At 70.7% G+C, this 18,307-nt stretch carries 14 protein-coding genes and 1 tRNA gene; 6 read left to right on the top strand and 9 right to left on the bottom strand.

Annotation, left to right across the window (positions count from 1 at the left end):
- Both NS283_RS12100 and NS283_RS12095 read left to right on the top strand, forming a co-directional pair.
- A partial coding sequence (locus tag NS283_RS12100) for a copper amine oxidase (RefSeq protein WP_440589445.1) occupies window positions 1-1,152 on the top strand: 1,152 nt, incomplete at its 5' end.
- 4 nt (window positions 1,153-1,156) lie between these two features.
- A complete protein-coding gene (locus NS283_RS12095; protein WP_058597113.1) occupies window positions 1,157-1,645 on the top strand; it encodes a hypothetical protein in 489 nt (162 codons plus the stop codon).
- 136 nt (window positions 1,646-1,781) lie between these two features.
- On the opposite strand, the gene NS283_RS12090 is transcribed toward NS283_RS12095, so the two are convergent.
- The 6 genes from NS283_RS12090 to NS283_RS12065 all read right to left on the bottom strand — a co-directional run bounded on the left by NS283_RS12090 (window position 1,782) and on the right by NS283_RS12065 (window position 10,401).
- Window positions 1,782-4,808 (bottom strand): alpha-mannosidase, encoded by a 3,027-nt coding sequence (locus tag NS283_RS12090; RefSeq protein ID WP_058597112.1) that lies wholly within the window; start codon window positions 4,806-4,808, stop codon window positions 1,782-1,784.
- Window positions 4,809-4,848: 40 nt separating this feature from the next.
- Window positions 4,849-5,745 (bottom strand): carbohydrate ABC transporter permease, encoded by an 897-nt coding sequence (locus tag NS283_RS12085; RefSeq protein WP_058597111.1) that lies wholly within the window; start codon window positions 5,743-5,745, stop codon window positions 4,849-4,851.
- Window positions 5,742-6,674 (bottom strand): carbohydrate ABC transporter permease, encoded by a 933-nt coding sequence (locus NS283_RS12080; RefSeq protein ID WP_058597110.1) that lies wholly within the window; start codon window positions 6,672-6,674, stop codon window positions 5,742-5,744. Before NS283_RS12080 ends, NS283_RS12085 begins: the two co-directional genes overlap by 4 nt.
- Before the next feature lie 2 nt (window positions 6,675-6,676).
- Window positions 6,677-8,035, bottom strand: a complete 1,359-nt coding sequence (locus NS283_RS12075; RefSeq protein ID WP_058597109.1) for an extracellular solute-binding protein — start codon at window positions 8,033-8,035, stop codon at window positions 6,677-6,679.
- Between the two features lie 137 nt (window positions 8,036-8,172).
- Window positions 8,173-9,327 (bottom strand): ROK family transcriptional regulator, encoded by a 1,155-nt coding sequence (locus NS283_RS12070; protein ID WP_440589446.1) that lies wholly within the window; start codon window positions 9,325-9,327, stop codon window positions 8,173-8,175.
- Between the two features lie 141 nt (window positions 9,328-9,468).
- Complete coding sequence (locus NS283_RS12065) at window positions 9,469-10,401, bottom strand: ROK family protein (RefSeq protein ID WP_058597107.1); 933 nt, start codon at window positions 10,399-10,401, stop codon at window positions 9,469-9,471.
- A gap of 163 nt (window positions 10,402-10,564) precedes the next feature.
- On the opposite strand from NS283_RS12065, the gene NS283_RS12060 reads away from it, so the two are divergent.
- The 4 genes from NS283_RS12060 to NS283_RS12045 are packed head-to-tail and all read left to right on the top strand — an operon-like array spanning window position 10,565 to window position 15,735.
- A complete protein-coding gene (locus NS283_RS12060) occupies window positions 10,565-11,605 on the top strand; it encodes an AAA family ATPase (protein WP_193752676.1) in 1,041 nt (346 codons plus the stop codon).
- 7 nt (window positions 11,606-11,612) lie between these two features.
- Complete coding sequence (locus NS283_RS12055; RefSeq protein ID WP_058597106.1) at window positions 11,613-12,857, top strand: DUF58 domain-containing protein; 1,245 nt, start codon at window positions 11,613-11,615, stop codon at window positions 12,855-12,857.
- Window positions 12,844-15,135 carry a transglutaminase TgpA family protein gene (locus NS283_RS12050; protein ID WP_058597105.1) on the top strand — a complete coding sequence of 764 codons (2,292 nt, stop codon included), beginning with the start codon at window positions 12,844-12,846 and terminating at the stop codon, window positions 15,133-15,135. Before NS283_RS12055 ends, NS283_RS12050 begins: the two co-directional genes overlap by 14 nt.
- A gap of 24 nt (window positions 15,136-15,159) precedes the next feature.
- Window positions 15,160-15,735: a hypothetical protein gene (locus tag NS283_RS12045; protein WP_058630034.1), complete on the top strand. Its 576-nt coding sequence runs from the start codon at window positions 15,160-15,162 to the stop codon at window positions 15,733-15,735.
- Between the two features lie 57 nt (window positions 15,736-15,792).
- Here the strand turns inward: NS283_RS12045 and NS283_RS12040 are convergent.
- The 3 genes from NS283_RS12040 to NS283_RS12030 all read right to left on the bottom strand — a co-directional run bounded on the left by NS283_RS12040 (window position 15,793) and on the right by NS283_RS12030 (window position 18,296).
- Window positions 15,793-15,884, bottom strand: a tRNA-Ser gene (locus tag NS283_RS12040).
- Between the two features lie 49 nt (window positions 15,885-15,933).
- Window positions 15,934-16,875, bottom strand: coding sequence for an acetamidase/formamidase family protein (locus tag NS283_RS12035; protein WP_058597103.1), 942 nt, complete (start codon window positions 16,873-16,875; stop codon window positions 15,934-15,936).
- A complete protein-coding gene (locus NS283_RS12030; protein ID WP_058597102.1) occupies window positions 16,872-18,296 on the bottom strand; it encodes an APC family permease in 1,425 nt (474 codons plus the stop codon). Before NS283_RS12030 ends, NS283_RS12035 begins: the two co-directional genes overlap by 4 nt.
- Window positions 18,297-18,307 lie beyond the last annotated feature (11 nt).

The raw sequence follows: 18,307 nt of genomic DNA, 5'->3' as shown, positions 1-18,307 counted from the left end.
CGCTTCTGGCAGAACTACTTCGACACCGGCGAGTACCTCTTCGGCCGGTACACGAACGAACTCGAGCTCGGCTGCGACTGCGTCGGCGACATCACCTACGTCGACGCCGTGCTGTCGGACGAGAACGGGATGCCGCGCACCGTCCGCAACGCGGTGTGCATGCACGAGGAGGACTTCGGCACCCTCTGGAAGCACACCGACATCTTCACCGGGTCGAGCGAAGTGCGCCGCTCGCGGCGCCTGGTGATCTCGTTCTTCACCACCGTCGGCAACTACGACTACGGGTTCTACTGGTACCTCTACCTCGACGGCACGATCGAGTGCGAGGCCAAGCTCACCGGCATCCTGTTCACCTCCGCCTACCCGGGCGAAGGCTACCCGTACGCCTCGGAGGTCGCGCCGGGACTCGGGGCGCCGTACCACCAGCACCTGTTCTCGGCGCGGCTCGACATGACCGTCGACGGGGTCGCGAACGTCGTCAATGAGATCGACGCGGTGCGCGTGCCGATCTCGGCCGAGAACCCCGCCGGGAACGCCTTCACGAAGAAGGTGACGCCGATCACGTCGGAGAAGGTGTCGGGCCGCGTCGCCGACGGCGCCGTGAACCGCGTGTGGCAGATCGCCTCGACCGAGAAGACGACGGAGCGCGGACAGGCGACGTCGTACATGCTGTTCCCGACCGAGACCCCGGTTCTGCTGGCCGATGACGACTCTTCGATCGCCGCGCGCGCGGCGTTCGCCACGAAGAACCTGTTCGTGACGAAGTACGACCCCGATGAGCGCTACGCCGCGGGCGACTTCGTCAATCAGCACCCCGGTGGCGCCGGCATCCCGGCCTTCATCGCGGGCGATGAGCCGCTCGTCGGCGAGGACCTTGTGCTCTGGCACACGTTCGGACTCACGCACTTCCCGCGCAACGAGGATTGGCCGGTCATGCCGATGGACTACGCCAAGTTCACGCTCAAGCCGTACAACTTCTTCGAGCGGAACCCCGTCCTGAACGTCCCCGCGCCGGCGAACACGCACTGCGCGCCGACGGCGCACGCCGAGGGGCACGGCCACGGCCCGCACGCGGATGAGGCGGTCGGCGCTCACGGTCATCACCACAGCGCGCACGGTCACGACGGGCACGGCGACGCGCACCACTGTTGAACCGATGAGCGAGATCCTCCACGCCTGGGCGGTCGCCCCCGCCGCGGTCGGCGCCTGCTGTCTGGCAGCCGATCGCGCGCGGGTGCGGCCGCCCGAGGTCGCGGCATCCGTGCTGATGCTGCTCGCGATGCTGGATGCCGCCGTGTTCGGGCTGATCGCGCCGGTGTACTGGACGGCTCTGCTGATCGTGGCGGCCGTGGGTCTCGCGGTCTGGCGACGCCCGCGCCAGCGTCGGGCGCCGCGTGTGCCGGCGCTCATGACGGTGCACACCACGCTCGGGATGGTCGTGATGGCGGGGCTGCAGGTCGCGATGGGCGGGCATTCCCCGACGCACACGCACGGAGTCGCTCTGGGCCCGCTGATGGTCGGTGCGGCGGTGGGGTACGCCGTCTTCTCGAGCGTGGCGATGCGCCGGATGCCCGCGCGGCTCGATCGGGCGCAGATCGGCGCGATGGCGGCATCCGTCGTCCTCATGGCCGTGGCCGCGGTGTGATGTCGGTCGCGGGTTCCGACGCCGCGCGAGGCGCGTGACCAGCGGAGGGCGAGGGGCGAAGGGAGGACGAATCCGCTGAGATCGTCCTCCGCTCGCCCCTCGCCCTCCCTCCGTCGCGTGCGAGTACCGCCCCGGGTCAGCGCTTCAGGCGCAGGGTGACCAGCTGGAACGGCCGCAGGTCGAGCTCGACCGCGCCGCCCGAGACGCTCGACACCGCGGCGGCGTCGACCGGGCGCTCGAGCAGATCGGTCTCGATGGCACCCGCGACCTCGAACCCGGCGTCCAGCCGAGCGTGCGCGCGCCGGCCAAGCGCTTCGTACAGGCGCACGATGACGTCTCCCGAGCCGTCCTGCGCGAGCTTGATCGCCTCGACGACCACGCCCTCGGTGTCGACCGCCACGAGCGGTGCCACCTCGGCCTCGGCGACGCCCTCGACGACGCGGAGCGGGAGGTTGGTGCGGTAGCCCTCGACGACCGCGTCCTCGACCTCGGCGCCCACGACGATGCCCACCTCGAGGTGGTGCGCGCCCTGGTCCTGCTGCGGGTCGGGGAAGAGCGCCCCGCGGATGATCGACAGGCGGACGAGCGAGTACGTGCCGCCCGCCTCGCGCTCGTGACGCGTGATGTCGTGGCCGTAGGTCGAGTCGTTCGTCACCGCGACACCGAACCCGGGCTCGCCGACTCGCACCCACCGGTGCGCGGCCGTCTCGAAGCGCGCGGCATCCCACGAGGTGTTCGTGTGGGTCGGTCGGGTGATGTGCCCGAACTGGATCTCGGATGCCGCGCGGTCGGTGTGCACGTCGACCGGGACGCCGAGCTTGAGCAGCTTCTGCTGCTCGTGCCAGTCGACGTCGATCGACAACCGCACGACGCGCGCGCCCGCGGCGAGCGCGATGCGCGTGACCAGGTGCGAGTCGCCGAAGGCACGCTCGACCACGATCGCGTCGCCCTCGATGCGCACCGCCTGGGCGGAATCCAGCGGCGTGACGTGACGGCGATAGGTCTCGTCGATGTCCCACGCGTCCCACTGCGTCGGGGTGTCGCGGAAGAGCTCGAACAGCCCGGCCGTCTGCCCCTCCGGCACGACCTCGCGGCCGGATGCCACCTCGACGAGCGAGATGATGAGGCCCCGCGAGTCGATCACGGCGTGCACGATGCCGTTGTCGAGGACGAAACCCTCGCCCTCGACGCGCGGAGCCACGTCGCGGGTGGCCGAGGCCGTCGCGATCCCCAGCGCGGGGGCACCGCCGCGGCGGTGCGGGGCGGCGTTCGCCACCACCGCGCGGTCGCCGGTGCCCACGAGCGCGCGGAGGCTTCCCTCGATGACCTGCTCGAGCTCCGCCGCGATCGCGGCGTAGTTGCGCTCGGCGTCCCGGTGCACCCACGCGATCGAGGTGCCGGGAAGGATGTCGTGGAACTGCTGAAGCAGCACCAGACGCCACAGGCGCTGGAACGTCTCGGCGGGGTACGCCGCTCCGGTGCGGACGGTCGCGGTCGCCGCCCACAGCTCGGCCTCGCGCAGCAGGTGCTCGCTGCGGCGGTTGCCCTGCTTGGTGCGCAGCTGGCTCGTGTAGGTGCCGCGGTGGAACTCGAGGTACAGCTCCCCCGCCCACACGGCCGGGTCGGCGTACTCTGCCTCGGCGGTCTCGAAGAACTCGCGCGGGGTGGAGTGCTTCACGATCGGCGCACCCTCGAGCGAGTGCGTGCGGGCGATCGTCGCGGTCATCTCCCGCGTGGGTCCGCCGCCGCCGTCGCCGAAGCCGTAGGGCAGCAGCGAGGTGCGCGCGCGCCCCTTGTCGGCGAAGTTGCGCTCGGCGTGCGCGAGGTCGGCCGCGGTGACCTCGGAGTTGTACTTGTCGACCGGCGGGAAGTGCGTGAAGATGCGCGAGCCGTCGATGCCCTCCCAGCGGAAGGTGTGGTGCGGGATGCGGTTGGTCTCGTTCCACGAGATCTTCTGCGTGAGGAACCAGCGCGCGCCGGCGGCTCTCATGATCTGCGGAAGCGCGCCGCTGTAGCCGAACGAGTCGGGCAGCCACACCTCTTCGGTGTCGATGCCGAACTCCTCGAGGAAGAACGTCTTGCCCTCGAGGAACTGGCGGGCCATCGCCTCGCCGCCGACCATGTTCGTGTCGGACTCGACCCACATGCCGCCTACGGGCACGAAGCGCCCCTCGGCGACGCGCTCCTTGAGCCGCTCCCACAGCGCCGGGTAGTGCTCCTTCATCCACGCGAACTGCTGCGCCGACGAGCTCGCGAAGACGAACTCGGGGTCCTCGTCCATGAGCGAGAGCACGTTCGAGAACGTGCGCGAGACCTTGCGCGCCGTCTCGCGCACCGGCCACAGCCACGCGGAGTCGATGTGCGCGTGACCGACGGCGTGGAGGACGTGAGCGCTGGATGCCGCGGGCGCGGCGAGCAGAGGGGCGAGCACGTCGCGGCCGGCCCGGGCAGTACCGGCGACGTCGTGGGGATCGACCGCGTCGATCGCGGCATCCATCGCCTCGACGAGGGTCGCGCGGCGAGCGGAGGTGGCGTCGAGCTCGGCGATGAGGCCGTGGAGGAGGCGGAAGTCCTGCAGGAGGTTCCACACCGCGAGGTCGCGGAGGCCGATGGACATCTCGCGCAGCGTATAGAGAGGAGCGTCGCCGGCGGTGGCGAGGTCGCCGAGGTGCGTCGGCTCGAACGTGAAGAGGCTGCCGACGTCGGGGTTCGAGGCGGCCTCGACGAGCACATCGACCCGACCGTCGGCGTCGATGGCGGCGGGGGTGGCGTTGTTGAACGGCGAGACGCCCTTGATCGGCGCGCCCGCGCGGTTCCAGACGAGGGCCTCGCACTGGAAGCCGCTCTGGCCGGCGGTGAAGCCCAGGTCGATCACGAGTTCGGCGACGGTGCCCTCGGGCAGCGCACCGTCGACGCCGCGCCACGCGGCGGGGATCTTCCCCGACACGGCGAACCAGGTCGTCCCCCACGCCCGACCCCAGGGCGTTCCGATGGCGAAGGGGCGGTAATCGGCATCCCGAGCCTCGGCGAAGGTCACGGGCTCGCCCGGGGCCTCCCACGCCTGGATCTCGAGCGGCTGGCGGGCGCGGTAGACGGCGGGGGCGAGACGCTCTCGGATGAAGCGTTCGATGCGCATCTCGATGAGCGCGGTGCGGTCGTGCATGACGGTTTTTTCCTTGTCTGGGGGCGTCTGGGGGGACGGGTCAGCCCTTGACGGCACCGGCGAGTGCCGAGGTGCCGCCGAGCCCGCGCTGCACGAGGACGTACAGACCGAGGACGGGGAGGGAGTAGACGATCGAGTAGGCCGCGAGCTGGCCGTAGGCCACGGCTCCGAACGACCCGAAGAAGTTGAAGATGCTGACCGCCGCCGGCTGGTAGTCGGGGCTGAGCAGCAGCACGAACGGCACGAAGAAGTTCCCCCACGCCTGGATGAACGTGAAGATGAACACCACCGCGATGCCGGGACGCATGAGCGGGAGCACGATCTGCACGAGCGTGCGCATCGATCCCGCACCGTCCATCCAGGCCGCGTGCTCGAGCTCGACGGGCACGCCGTCCATGAAGTTCTTCATCATCCAGATCGCGATCGGCAGGGCGCTCGCGGTGAGGAAGAGGATCGTCCCGCCGATCGAGTCGATGAGGTTCAGCTGCACGAACAGGCTGTAGACCGGCACCATGATCGCCGTGATCGGCAGGCACGTGCCGAACAGCACCGCGTACAGGAACGGCTTGCCGACGCGCATCTTGTACCGCGAGAGCGGGTAGGCCGCGAGCGACGCGAGCACCACCGTGGCGACGGCCGTGCCGCCCGCGAGCAGGACGCTGTTCCAGAGCGGAAGGAAGAGCAGGTCGGGCTTCATCACCGCGGCGAAGTTGTCGAGCGTGACGACCTCGGGCATCTTGATCGCGAGCGTCGGCTGCGCGTCGAGCGAGGCCGTCACCAGCCAGATGAGCGGAACGACGAACAGGATGCCGATGACGATAAGCAGCGTGTTGCTCAGGACGCGCAGGGCACGGGTTCGCGGGGACGACAGAGACGCCTTCGGGGACTTCGCGGCCCGCGTGCGGCCGGTCACCTCGGGGAGGGTCGTGGTGGTCATGACGAGACCTCCTCGCGCAGGGCGCGGACGTAGAAGAACGAGAAGATCGCACCGATGAGCAGCATGATCGTGGCGATCGCCGTGCCGTAGCCGAGCTCGCCGAACTTCAGACCCTGCTGGTAGGCGAGGATCGGCAACGTCGTGCTCTTGTTGCCCGGGCCACCGCCGGTCATGACGAAGATGAGCGTGAAGACCGAGAGGGTCTGCAGGGTGACGATCATCGAGTTGGTGCCGATGGTCGAGCGGATCATCGGGATCGTGATGAAGATGAGGCGCTTGACGCCGCTGGCCCCGTCGACCTCGGCGGCCTCGGTGATCTCGGGTGGCACGTCGGCGAGGGCGGCCGAGTAGACCATCATCGAGAACGCGGTGCCGCGCCAGATGTTGGCGATGATGACCATGAGCACGGGCATCGTGAAGAGCCAACTGACGGGCTCGAGGCCGAAGACGGCCAGGATCGCGTTGAGCGTGCCGTTGTCGCGGAAGAAGGCGTAGGCCGCGAACGCGGCGACGATCTCGGGCAGGACCCAGGCGGTCACGACGATCGTGCCGACCACCGCGGTGACGATGCGGTTGCCCGAGCGCATCATGAGGGCGAGCGCCAGGCCGAGGATGTTCTGACCGATCACGGCGGAGAAGAACACGAACACGATCGTGTTGATCACCGAGACGGGGAAGTCGGGCGCTTTGAAGAGCTGGGTGTAGTTGTCGAAGCCGATGAACTCGCTCGCCACGGCGGTGGAGCCGGAGAGCGTCGCATTGGTGAGCGAGCCCCACAGCGACACGAGGATCGGGCCGAGCAGGAAGATCGCCAGCAGCAGGGCTGCCGGCAGGAGAGGGAGCGCCCGGGCCGACGGCCGGAGGCCGCGCGTTCTCGCGCGCGACCCCCGGCCGGTTCCGGTCGCCCCGGTCTGAGCCAGGGCGGTCACGGTCAGCCCTTCTGCGTGTTCTCTTCGCCGACGATGCCGATGACGGCCTGGTCGTAGGCGGCGGCCGCGTCGTCGACGCTCGACTGCCCGGTCATGACCGCTTCCATCGCGACCTGGATCTGGTTCGAGATCTTGTCGTAGTCCTCGGTCGCGGGGCGGAAGTGCGTCGTGTCGACGAAGCTCGAGAACGTCTTGAAGCTCGGGTTCGCGTCGAGGTACTCGCTGGACTCGGCCACGTCGGCGCGCACGGCGATCTGGCTGTTGTCGATGTTGTACGCCGTGGCGTTGTCCTTGTTCACGGCGGTGGAGAGGAAGTCCCACGCGGCGTCGGCGTTCTTTGTGTTCTTGCCGATCGCGAGCGTCCAGCCGCCCGACATGCTCGTCGTGCCGGGAGCCTGGCCCTTCTGCGTCGGCATCGCGGCGATGCCGAGGGTGTCGCTCCACGCGGGCCACGCGGCGGTGCCGCCGTCGACCCACGCCGCCGACTGCCACGAACCGTCGAGGGCGATCGCCAGCTTGCTCGAGGGCAGCCAGTCGGCGGTCACGCTGGTGAAGATGTTGGGGTCGAGCGCCTGCTGCAGCGAGGGTCCGAGGCCGCCCTGGTAGACGTCCGAGACGAACTGCAGCGAGTCCTTGAAGCCCTGGCTCCCGACGACCCACTTCTTGCTGTCCGTGTCGTAGAGGGTGTCCTCGGTGCCGTATAGCAGCATCTCAAGACCCTGCATGGATGCCGCCTCACCGGCGGTCTTGCCCGAGTAGACGTTGATCGGGATGACGTCGGGGTCGGCGGCCTTGACCTTCTCGGCGGCCGAGAGCACATCGGCCCAGGTCTTGGGCTGCCACGGCACCGAGATTCCCGCCTTGGCGAAGATCTCCTTGTTGTACCAGAGGCCACGGGTGTCGGTGCCGAGCGAGACGCCGTACGTCTTGCCGTCGGGGCCGAGACCGGCCTGCTTCGCGCCCTCCGCGAACTGCGACCAGTCGTCCCACTTCGCGAGGTAGTCGTCGAGCGGCAGGAGGTAGCCGGCGGCCGCGTCGGACTGGATCTTGAACGTGTCTTCGTACTGGACGTCGGGAGCGGTGCTCGCCGACTTGTTCATCAGCGCGAGCTTCGTGTAGTAGTCGGCGCCCTCGGCCTGGATCGGGACGAGCTCGACGGTCACGCCCTTGTGCGCCGCCTCGTACTCCTTCTTCGCGTTCTCCATCAGCGTCTGCATCTGGTTGAACGTCGCCGTGGTCTGGTACGCCACGCGAATGGTGTTCGCGTCGCCCGATCCCCCGCTGCCGCCGGAGCAGCCGGCCAGGGCCACGGTCAGGGCCGTCACGGTCAGGAGACCGCCCGCCATCGTCGATTTCTTCATGGAAGCTCCTTTGCTCGGGTGGAGACACCGCGTCGCCAGAACCTTTTATAAATCAAATGGACTAACTCGGCAAGTCGTGTCGCACGACACGCGGTAACGATCAGGCCACGGGACGCTGTGAGAGGCGCGGGGATCGCTCAGATCGCGATCATCATGCGGGCGGGGCGCGCCGCGAAGGCCCCGTCCAACATGAGGCAGGCCGCGCCGACAGCGGCCACATCGGCGCCCACGCGCGACAGCCGCACGGTGATGGCGCGGGTAGCGGTCGACACCGGGTCCGACGTGACGCGCGCGCTCACGGTGTCGACCAGAACCTCCGAGAGCCGTTCCCACACGGGTCCTCCCAGCACGACCTCGTCGACGTCGAGGAGGTTGTTCGTCACGACCAGGGCTCGGGCGATCCGCTCCCCCGCGCGGCGCAGGACGTCGCCCGCGCGGGTGCCGCCCGCCGCGGCATCCCGGACCAACCGGTCGAGATCGGGACGGGTGTCGCCCGTCTCGGCGGGCACGTACCCGGCCTCGGCGAGGAGCGTCCGCGGCTCGATCGAGACCCCGAGGCACCCGCGCGACCCGCATTCGCACGCCGGACCGTCGGGGTCGACGACGACGTGCGCGATACCCCCGGCGTTGCCCGTGCGACCGCGCACCGGCGCACCGCCGATCGCCACGCCGAGACCGACACCGGCGCCGTAGTACAGGAACATCGCGTCGGTGAGGGCGTCGGACCGGTCGAACCACATCTCGCCGACCATCGCGGCGGTCACGTCCTTCTCGACGATGACCGGGAGACCGGTCGCCGCACCGAGGTCCTCGCGCACGTGGACGTTGTGCCACGCGGGCAGCAGGGGCGGATCGAGAAGCCTTCCTCCCCGGGCATCGAACGGGCCGGGAGCGGCGACGCCGACTCCGAGCACGAGTTCCCGCGGAATCTCGGCTTCGGCGACGATGCGATCGACCGCCGCACGGACATCGTCGATGAGCTCGGCGGGGGCAGCGCCGTGGCGCCGCGGGATCTCGTCGTGCGCCACGACGTCACCGGCCATGTCGACCACGACGATCGTGTCGACCACCGGGTCGAGGTGCACGCCGACGGCGAATCGGGAGCGCGGTTCGAGCTTCAGCAGCGTGCGCGGCTTGCCCGGGCCGGAGATGACCTTGCCCGCTTCGGCGATCAGCCCCTCATCGGCGAGGCGGCGCGTGACGTTGCTGAGGGTCTGAGCGCTGAGTCCGGTGCGCGCCGACAGCTCCACCCGGCTCAGCCCCTCCGGTGCGCGGCGGATGAGGTCGAGCACGAGGGTCTGGTTGTACTCGCCGACCGCCGGCAGGTTCGCCCCCGTCCGCATCGCTTCCCACTCTCGCTCGCCGGCCCGCGTCGCAGACCCCCGCTCAGCGTACGCCCGCGTAGAAGCCGTGCCCCGCCGCGTCGTCGCCCGTCAGGCGCCGAGCGCGAGCGCCGCTGCGCCCAGCAGGGGCCCGTCGCCGTCCAGGCCCGAGCCGACGATGCGACAGCGTCGCGCATAGGCGTGCACCGCCGCGGCTTCCGCCGCCACGCGCACCTGATCGACGTAGTCGTCGGCGACCTGCGAGAACCCGCCCGCGATCGCGACCGCTTCGAGGTCGCACAGCGTCGCCGCCGCGGCGATCGCCTGGCCGACCGCGGTCGCCGAGCGCGACACGGCGGCGCGGGCGATCTCGTCGCCGGCGCGGTACGACGCCGCCAGGTCGAGTCCGGTGGCGCCCTCCCAGCCCTGCGTGCGCGCCCACGCGACGGTTCCGGGACCCGCGGCCACGGCTTCGAGAGTGGATGCCACGGCGTCACCGTCGTGGATCGTGCGCACGAACGTCTGCCCGAGGTGGCCCGCGTTGCCGCTCGCGCCGCCCATCGGACGCCCGTCCAGCACGAAGCCTCCACCGACACCCGTGGACACGACGATCGCCATCGCGTTCCGGCATCCGCGCAGCGATCCCCGCCAGTGCTCGGCGAGTGCGATGCACGTGCCGTCGAGGGCGAGCGTGATCGGGCCGTCGACCAGACCGCTCAGCACCTCGTCGATCGGGAGACCGGCGGCCTGGGGAAGGTTGAGCGGCGACACCGAGCGCGACGGGAGGTCGACCGGTCCGGCACTGCCGACGCCGATCGCGCCGACACGCAGGCCGGGGACCGCAGCCAGAGCCCCCTCCGCCGCTTCGCGGACGTTGCGTGCGATGGCCTCCCGGTCGTTCTCGCGTCCGGTGGGCCGGCGTGTCACGCTCTCTCGGACCACCTCGCCGGCCATCGACACGACAGCGGCGTCGACCTTCGTCCCGCCGATGTCGACGGCGAGAACATGGGTGTACGCGGGCAGGGACGGGGTGGCATCGGACATGCGCGCTCCTCGGGTGAACGAATGCTCCCCGATCCTAGGGGCCGGTGCATCCGCCGAGTGACGCCTGTGCACCACGCTCCGCACGGCCCCGAGCCCCGCGGCGCAGGTTACGATCAGGTCACGGCGGCAACGGCTGCCGCCGCCCATCGACACGAGGGATGCCATGGACGAGACGGCCACGCCCGAGGCGGCATCGCGACTCCGCCGCACCGAGACCGCCCGCCCGGGAAGCGACGAGCCGCTCACCGCGGAATCCTTCGCCCGGCTGACCGATCAGATCACGGCATCCGTCTCGAACGTCATCGACGGCAAGCCCGAGGCCGTCCAGAGCGCTCTCATCGCGCTCCTCGCCGAGGGGCACCTGCTCATCGAGGACGTCCCCGGGGTGGGCAAGACGATGCTCGCCCGCGCGCTGGCCGCGACGGTCGACGCCGACGTGCGACGCATCCAGTTCACTCCCGACCTGCTCCCGGGAGACATCACGGGCGTCTCGGTTTTCAACCCGGTCACGCGGCAGTTCGAGTTCACGCCCGGCGCGGTGTTCGCCAACATCGTCATCGCCGACGAGATCAACCGCTCCTCCCCCAAGACACAGTCGTCGTTGCTCGAAGCGATGGAGGAGCGACAGGTCACCATCGACGGGCGGACGCACGTGCTGCCCTCTCCGTTCCTCGTCGTGGCGACGCAGAACCCCTTCGAGATGGAGGGCACCTACGCCCTCCCCGAGGCCCAGCGCGACCGCTTCCTCCTGCGCATCTCGATGGGTTATCCCGATGCCGCCGCCGAGGCGCTCATGCTGCGCCAGCGCGACTCCGTGAACCCGCTGGATGGAATCGTGCCCGTCGTGACCGCGCGGCAGGTGACCGCGATGATCGCCTGGGCCCGCGGGGTGCACGTCGCCCCCGCGCTCGAGGAGTACGTCGTGGCGCTGGCGCAGGCGACGCGGAGCCACCCCGACATCCGCCTGGGCGCGAGCCCGCGGGCCACTCTGCAGCTGGTCCGTGCGGCCAAGGTCCGGGCGGCGCTCGACGGGCGCGCGTACGTCATCCCCGACGACCTGACGTCGCTGCTCAACCCGGTGTTCGGTCACCGCCTCATCGCGAACCGCTCGGCCGCGGGCGGCCGGGCGGGAGCGGTCGTGGTGTCCGAGGCGCTCGACCGCATCGCCGCGAGCGTGCGCGTCCCGCTCGCCGCTCGAGCATGAGGGCCCGATGAGACGCTGGTGGCCGTTGACCCTCCGGGGCAGCGGTGCCGTCGTGCTCGCGGTGGCCTCCCTCGTCATCGCCCAGCGGGCCGGCATCCCCGAACTGATGTACTTCGGCGTGCTCATGGCCGCACTGCTGGCCGCGGCAGCCGTCACCCTCCTGATCGCGCGACGCACCGACCGCGTCACGCGGACCGTCCGCCCCGACGTCATCGACGTGGGATCGCGCACCGACGTCGTCGTGCGCGTCGGCCTGCAGACGGCCCTGCCGACCGCTCCCGGGCGGTGGGCCGACGCCCTCCCCGCCGGGGTGAGCGGAAACGCACGGGGTCTGTTCCCGGCGACGGCGTCGTCGCTCGGTCGCGACACCGTCCCCGTCGAGCTCCGCTACGAGATCGTCGGCCGCGAACGGGGCGTTCACGCGCTGGGCCCGCTCGAGGTCGTCACGACCGATCCGTTCGGCCTCGTCCGTCGCCGATTCAAGCTCGGACGGCCCTCCCCGATCACGGTCGCCCCCGCGATCGTCGACCTTCCGCCGCTCCCCCCGACCGGGGGCGAGGCCGGTGGCACCCGGCAGTCCTCGGCGCTGCAGCTCGGAGAGGGCGTCGACAACCTGGTCGCCCGCCCCTACGCCCCGGGCGACTCGATGCGGCGCATCCACTGGCGCGCGACCGCGCATCGCGACACCCTCATGGTGCGCCAGGAGGAACAGGAGTCCAGCCCCGCGGCGACCGTGGTGCTCGATCGTGCCCCGTCGCGGTGGTCCGCCGCGGCCGGCGAGGCGCCGAGCGCGGACATCGCCTTCGAGACGGCGGTCTCGGCATGCGTGTCGGCGGTCGCACGCCTCGTGCACGAGGGGTACACCGTCGACGTCGTCGACAGCGACGGCGAGCTCCTGGCCGAGCCCGTCGACGGCGGAGAAGAGGGAGAGGCGCGAGCACTCGCGGCGTCTTTCGCCGGCCTGACCGCGCGCGTCGACGGTTCGTCCGCGCGCGTGATCCCCGCGTCTGCCGCGGTCATGATGGGACCGGTCGTGGTCGTCACGTCCGACCCCTCGCGTGACCCCGCGCTGGTTCCCGGCGCCTTCGCGCAGCGCTCGGCGCTGCCGATCATGGTCGTGGTCGCACCCCAGCCCGACCTCGACGCTCCCCTGGCCGCGGGGTGGCGCGTGGCATCCGTCCGTCCCGGTGGCGACATCGCCGCCGCGTGGGCGGAGGCGACCGAGAGAGGACTCGCCGATGTCGGCCGGTGACGTCACGCAGCTGCGCACGCCCCGTCGTCGCCGCGACGCGTCGTTGCTGACCCTCGGCCTCTTCGCGGCGATCGCCGCGGCCATGCTCCCCGTGTTCTCGGTCATGGCTCCGGGATCGTGGACCGTCCAAGCCGCCTTCCTCACGGCGGCCCTCCTCGGTGCCGGGCTCGTCGCGCGACTGTGCGCGCTGCCGGCGCTGGTGGCCACGGTCATCGAGCTGGGCATCTGGGTCTTCGCGCTCACGGCCCTGTTCGGGCGCACCACGGCGGTGCTGGGGTTCATCCCGAGCCCTGTCACGGTGAGCACCGTCCCGGGCCTCGTCTCCGCGGCATCCGAAGAGATCCGTACCGGTGTCGCACCCGTCGCGCCGGGGGTGGGACTCGCGTTCGTGTTGGTCGCGGCGATCGGCGCCCTCGCCATCGTGCTGGATCACGTCGTGCTCACGGCCCGGATGCCGCTGCTGGCGGCCGTGGGTCTCGTCGCGGTCTCGCTCATCCCCACGATCGCCATCCCGGCCGACGTGGACGTGCCGGGCTTCGTCCTGCTCGCCCTGGCGCTCCTCTTCCTCCTGCGCGTGGACACGCGCTCGCGCCACGCCGGCAGCCGTTCGCGCGGGCGCGGGGCGTCCGCCACCGCCCTCGGAATCGCCGCAGTCGCGGTGCTCGTCGCCGTCGTCGCGACACCCCTCCTCCCCCAACCCGCCCTGCGCTTCGCCTCCGGTGGGACGGGGGGATACGGAACGACGATCAACCCCAACCTCGAGCTCGGCAACGACCTGCGCCAGCCGCGCGACGTCGACGTGCTGACGCTGCAGACGGACGCACCCACACCGCCCTACCTGCGCGCGGTGACGCTCTCGAGCTTCGACGGCTCGGTGTGGCAACCCGATCGCAACGACACCGTGAACGTCCCCGACGACGGTCCGGTGTTCGCGGCCCCCGAGATCGACCCCGACATCGCGGTCGCGCAGTACACGACCGACATCTCGGTCGGCGAGCTCGACAGCCCGTGGCTCCCCGTCCCCTCCCCCGCGACGACCGTGACGGGCCTGCAGGGCGACTGGCTCGGGATGCCGGACAACCGCACGATCGTGTCGCGTGCGGGCTCCTCGCGCGACCAGGACTACGAGGTGCAGACGTCCGCGCCCCGACCGACGCTCGAGCAGATCCGCGCGCGTCCCGTCGGAGGATCGGAGCTGGGCGATGCGGTGCGCGCCCTCCCCGCCGACGTCCCCGCCATCATCGGCGACACCGCCCGTGAGATCACGGCGGGCGCGTCATCGCCGTACGACGCCCTGATCGACCTGCAGACCTGGTTCCGTAGCAGCGCGTTCCGGTACTCGCTGGACGCCCCGGTCGAGGCGGGGTTCGACGGGGCGGGACTGGATGCCGTGGCCGACTTCCTGCAGGCGCGCACCGGATACTGCGTGCACTACGCCTCAGCCTTCGCCGTGATGGCCCGAACGCTCGACATGCCCTCGCGCATCGTCGTGGGCTACCTGCCCGGCACGCTGTCGAGCTCGGGCATCGGGCAGGAGCGGTCCACGTTCACCGTCACCTCGAGCCAGCTGCACGCGTGGCCCGAGGTGTACTTCCAGGGCATCGGCTGGGTGCCGTTCGAGCCCACCAACAGCCTCGGCGTCCCCACGAGCTTCGCCTCCGGCAGCACGGGTAGCACGACCACCGCACCCAACGCTCCGCAGCAGTCGCAGAGCGCAGCGCCGGGCAGCCAGCCCACGACCGCACCCTCGCTCGGCAACCAGGACGGCCCGGGGCTGTCGAGCGGGAGCACCTCGGGCGCGACGCGGGCGATCGGTCCGGGTCTGCTGATCGCCGCGGGCATCGCGGTGCTGCTCCTGATCCTCGCGGTTCCCGCGGTGGTGCGCTTTCTGCGACGCCGATCGCGTCTCATCGCGGCGCGAGCGGGAGACCCCGTGGCCGCGTGGGCGGCGGTGCAGGACGACGCGGTGGATCTCGGCATCCCGGTCCCGGGCGGTGAGTCGCCGCGGCGGTTCGCCGAGCGTCTGGTGCGGGACCACGGCGCCGATCCCGACGATGTCGACCTCCTGCGCGCGGCGGTCGAGCGCGTCAGCTACGCCGAGAACGCGCTGGATGCCACCGCCGGACCGCTCCTCGCCGACGCCGCCGCGCGGGTCGGCGCGAGCCTGCGCGCCCGGGTCCCCGGGCCGCGCCGCGTGCTCGCGCGCGTCGTTCCGCGTTCGCTCGTCGTGCGTCCCGGCACCGCCGCCGCGGAGGAGCGTGAACGGGTCGGCGCGTAACCGGCTTTTGCTAGGTTGTCGGGCATGAAATTGCGTCGACCTGGGATTCTCTTCACCTCTTTCGTCGGTCTCACCCTGCTCTCCGGATGCGCAGCCGCGGGCGTCTCCCCGTCCGACGACGACGCGGCCGACGACACCGGCGACGGCGACGCCGTCGCCACCGCGCCGTTCCCGGGCATCACGAGCTGCGAGCAAGTGACCGCAGCGATCCCCGGCTTCGTCGAGGGGATGAGCCTGGTCGGCGACTCCGTCGACGACGGCGCGGTCATGTGCATGTGGGCCGCGCCCGAGGGCGGCCCCTACGCCTCGATCCTCATCAGCCAGAACGACATGCCCACCGACGAGCAGGCGACCGCCGGCGCCAAGATGCTGAACCTCCAGGCGACGTCGTTCACCGACGCTCGGCTCAGTGACCTCGGGGGCGTGGGGTGGCGATGGACGGCCGACGGCTCCCCCGACACGACCGGGTACTCGACCGTCTACGTGCCCGGCGTCTCGGTCGAAATTCACCGGGGGAAGGACGGCCCGGACGGCGACACGTCGTACGCCCCCGCCGACTCGGAGGCGATCGACGTGACGCTGGCGGTCCTGAAGCTCTGACGCCTCCGCCACAACGCCGAAGCCCCGCCCGAACTCTCGTTCGGACGGGGCTCTTCGTGGCGGAAGTGACAGGATTTGAACCTGCGAGGCGAGTTACCCCGCCTACATGGATTCCAGCCATGCTCCTTAGGCCGCTCGGACACACTTCCAAGGGACGATCTTACACGGCGGCGGCACCGTCCCCCGCCGCGGGCTCCGTCAGCGGACCTCGACGCCCTTGTCGAGCAGCGACCGCGGCACACGGTGGAGGGTCACCGCCCCGATCGCGTCGAACGGGTGCAGGGGGTCGGGGTCGACCGCGCCGGTCGGCCCACCCAGCTCGGAGTCGGCGAGCGCGCTCATGACGGTGTAGGCGTCCATGGCATCCCATCCGCGGTCGACGAACGCGTCGAACGCGTCCTCGTAGCCGCGTTGCACGCTCTCCTGCACGGTGGCGCCGAGCCCGACGAAGATCCACTCGTCGGCCGTCGCGATGCGCGGGGCGCGCAGCCCCATACCCGGGACCACCTCCACCGACACGACGACCGTGCCCTCGGCCTCGATCGCGACGAACGACGACTCGCCGCGCGCCATGATCGCGTGCACGTCGCCGATCGCGAGGAGCGCCCCCTCGACCTCCACCGGCAGGTACACCGTGGCGCCGGGAGCGATGTCGGTGACGTCCATGTTGCCGCCGATCGCGTGGGCGGGCATGACGGTGCTCGCGACCCCCGCGGCGGGCGCGGTGCCGATGCAGCCCACCATGGGTCGGGGCGCGACGGTCACGGCATCCGTCAGATGCACGCCATCGGTATCGATCGGGATATGACGGGTCACGACGCGGTCGGGCATGCGGTCGCGCAGGGCCCCGACACCGGGCAGGCTCATCGCCCACCCGGTGTCGGTCAGCCGGATCTCATGGATCGTGACCGCCAGGGCGTCGCCGGGATGCGCGCCCTCGACGTACACCGGGCCGGTCACCGGGTTCAGAGGGGCCGACAGGCGCGCCAGGTCTCCGTGCTCGTGGAGCTCGCGGTACACCGCGTCGTCGGTCTGGAACGCGATACGCTCACCCGTCCCGGGCCGCACGCGGAGCACCGGCGGCACCGAGGCGTCGTGCCCCGGACGACCGTGCTCCTTGCCGAGGAAGAGCTCCGTCATCGCGCGGCCACCTCGCCGCCGCCCTCCCCGGCCGTCGCCGTCGCGTGCTCGGGCAGCGGCCCCGTCGCACCGCCGCTCTTGCGAGCGAAGATGAGGTAGACCACGCCGCCCACGACGAGCCACAGGATGCCGCCGACCTTCGCGGTGATGTCGGCGTTCAGCAGCACGTAGCCGATGATGAGGAACCCGATGACCGGCACGACGAGGTGCAGCAGGTAGTTCTTCGACTTCTTCTTGCCGAGGTAGTACACGGCGACCGACACGTGCAGCAGCAGGAAGCCGAGGAGGGCGCCGAAGTTCACCAGCGACGAGATCACCGCGATCTGGCCCACGAAGAACAGCACGAGCACGAGCGAGATCGCGCTGACCGAGAGGATTGCGGCCAACGGCACCTGGCGGGAGTTGACCTTGGACAGGAAGGCGGGGAGGCGCCGGTCGCGGCTCATCGAGTAGAGAAGGCGCGAGGTCGCGGCCTGGGCCGCCACGGCGTTGGCGATGCCGACCGCGACGACGTTGACGGCGAGGAACGCCGTGGCCCAGCCCGAACCCGCGGCCTGGGCGACGAGCAGGAAGAAGGCGTTGTTGACGTCGTCGTCCGAGAACGCGATCGTGCCGGCGGCCAGGGCGCTGGCGAACCACGTCTGCGCGATGAAGAGCACCGCGACCACGAGCAGGGCGATGATCATCGCCCGACCGCCCGACTTGCGGTCACCGGTGGACTCCTCGGCCATCGTCGAGATGCCGTCGAAGCCGAGGAAGCTCAGCACCGCGATCGAGAGGGCGGTGGCGATCAGCGCGGGGTTGACCTTTTCGGCATCCCACACCGGGGCGATCGAGAACTCGGCCCCGGGGATCGCTCCCGAGGAGAGGGCGACCATGGCGATCACGACGAAGATGACCACGAACAGCAGCTGGATGCCGAGCATGACGCGGTTCGCGAGCTTGATCGAGCCGATGCCGAGGACGTTGATGACGGTGTTGATGATCACGAACGAGACCGCCCAGATCCACTGGGGCACGTCGGGGAAGATCCCGGCCATGGACGACGCCGCGAACACGTAGAGGAGCGTGGGGACGAGCAGGTAGTCCAGCAGGATCGCCCATCCGGCGAAGAAGCCGACGGTGGGGTGGATGCCGCGCCCCACGTACGAGAAGACGGAGCCGGCGATCGGGAACGCCTTCGACATCTGCGCGTAGGCGAGCGCCGTGAAGATCATGGCCACGACGCCCGTGATGTACACGAGCGGGACCATGCCACTGGCGGCGTTGTACACGACGCCGAAGATGGCCCACGGGGCGATCGGCACCATGAAGACCAGGCCGTAGACGACGAGGTCGAGGGTGGACATGGAGCGCTTGAGCTCCTGCTTGTAGCCGAAGGACTCCAGCGACTGCTGGGCCTCGGGGGCGGTGTCGGACATGGGACTCCTGT

The organism is Microbacterium testaceum, assembly GCF_001476285.1.
Taxonomy (GTDB): Bacteria; Actinomycetota; Actinomycetes; order Actinomycetales; family Microbacteriaceae; genus Microbacterium; species Microbacterium testaceum_B.
This window is presented reverse-complemented; position numbering and strand designations above follow the sequence as displayed.

What these genes read in the sequence shown, in the direction of transcription:
- NS283_RS12050 (WP_058597105.1), top strand. Translation starts at nt 12,844, where the DNA reads ATGTCGGCCGGTGACGTCACGCAGCTGCGCACGCCCCGTCGTCGCCGC.
- NS283_RS12090 (WP_058597112.1), bottom strand. Translation starts at nt 4,808, where the DNA reads ATGCACGACCGCACCGCGCTCATCGAGATGCGCATCGAACGCTTCATC.
- NS283_RS12035 (WP_058597103.1), bottom strand. Translation starts at nt 16,875, where the DNA reads ATGACGGAGCTCTTCCTCGGCAAGGAGCACGGTCGTCCGGGGCACGAC.
- NS283_RS12045 (WP_058630034.1), top strand. Translation starts at nt 15,160, where the DNA reads ATGAAATTGCGTCGACCTGGGATTCTCTTCACCTCTTTCGTCGGTCTC.
- NS283_RS12085 (WP_058597111.1), bottom strand. Translation starts at nt 5,745, where the DNA reads ATGACCACCACGACCCTCCCCGAGGTGACCGGCCGCACGCGGGCCGCG.
- NS283_RS12060 (WP_193752676.1), top strand. Translation starts at nt 10,565, where the DNA reads ATGGACGAGACGGCCACGCCCGAGGCGGCATCGCGACTCCGCCGCACC.
- NS283_RS12075 (WP_058597109.1), bottom strand. Translation starts at nt 8,035, where the DNA reads ATGAAGAAATCGACGATGGCGGGCGGTCTCCTGACCGTGACGGCCCTG.
- NS283_RS12095 (WP_058597113.1), top strand. Translation starts at nt 1,157, where the DNA reads ATGAGCGAGATCCTCCACGCCTGGGCGGTCGCCCCCGCCGCGGTCGGC.
- NS283_RS12055 (WP_058597106.1), top strand. Translation starts at nt 11,613, where the DNA reads ATGAGACGCTGGTGGCCGTTGACCCTCCGGGGCAGCGGTGCCGTCGTG.
- NS283_RS12030 (WP_058597102.1), bottom strand. Translation starts at nt 18,296, where the DNA reads ATGTCCGACACCGCCCCCGAGGCCCAGCAGTCGCTGGAGTCCTTCGGC.
- NS283_RS12065 (WP_058597107.1), bottom strand. Translation starts at nt 10,401, where the DNA reads ATGTCCGATGCCACCCCGTCCCTGCCCGCGTACACCCATGTTCTCGCC.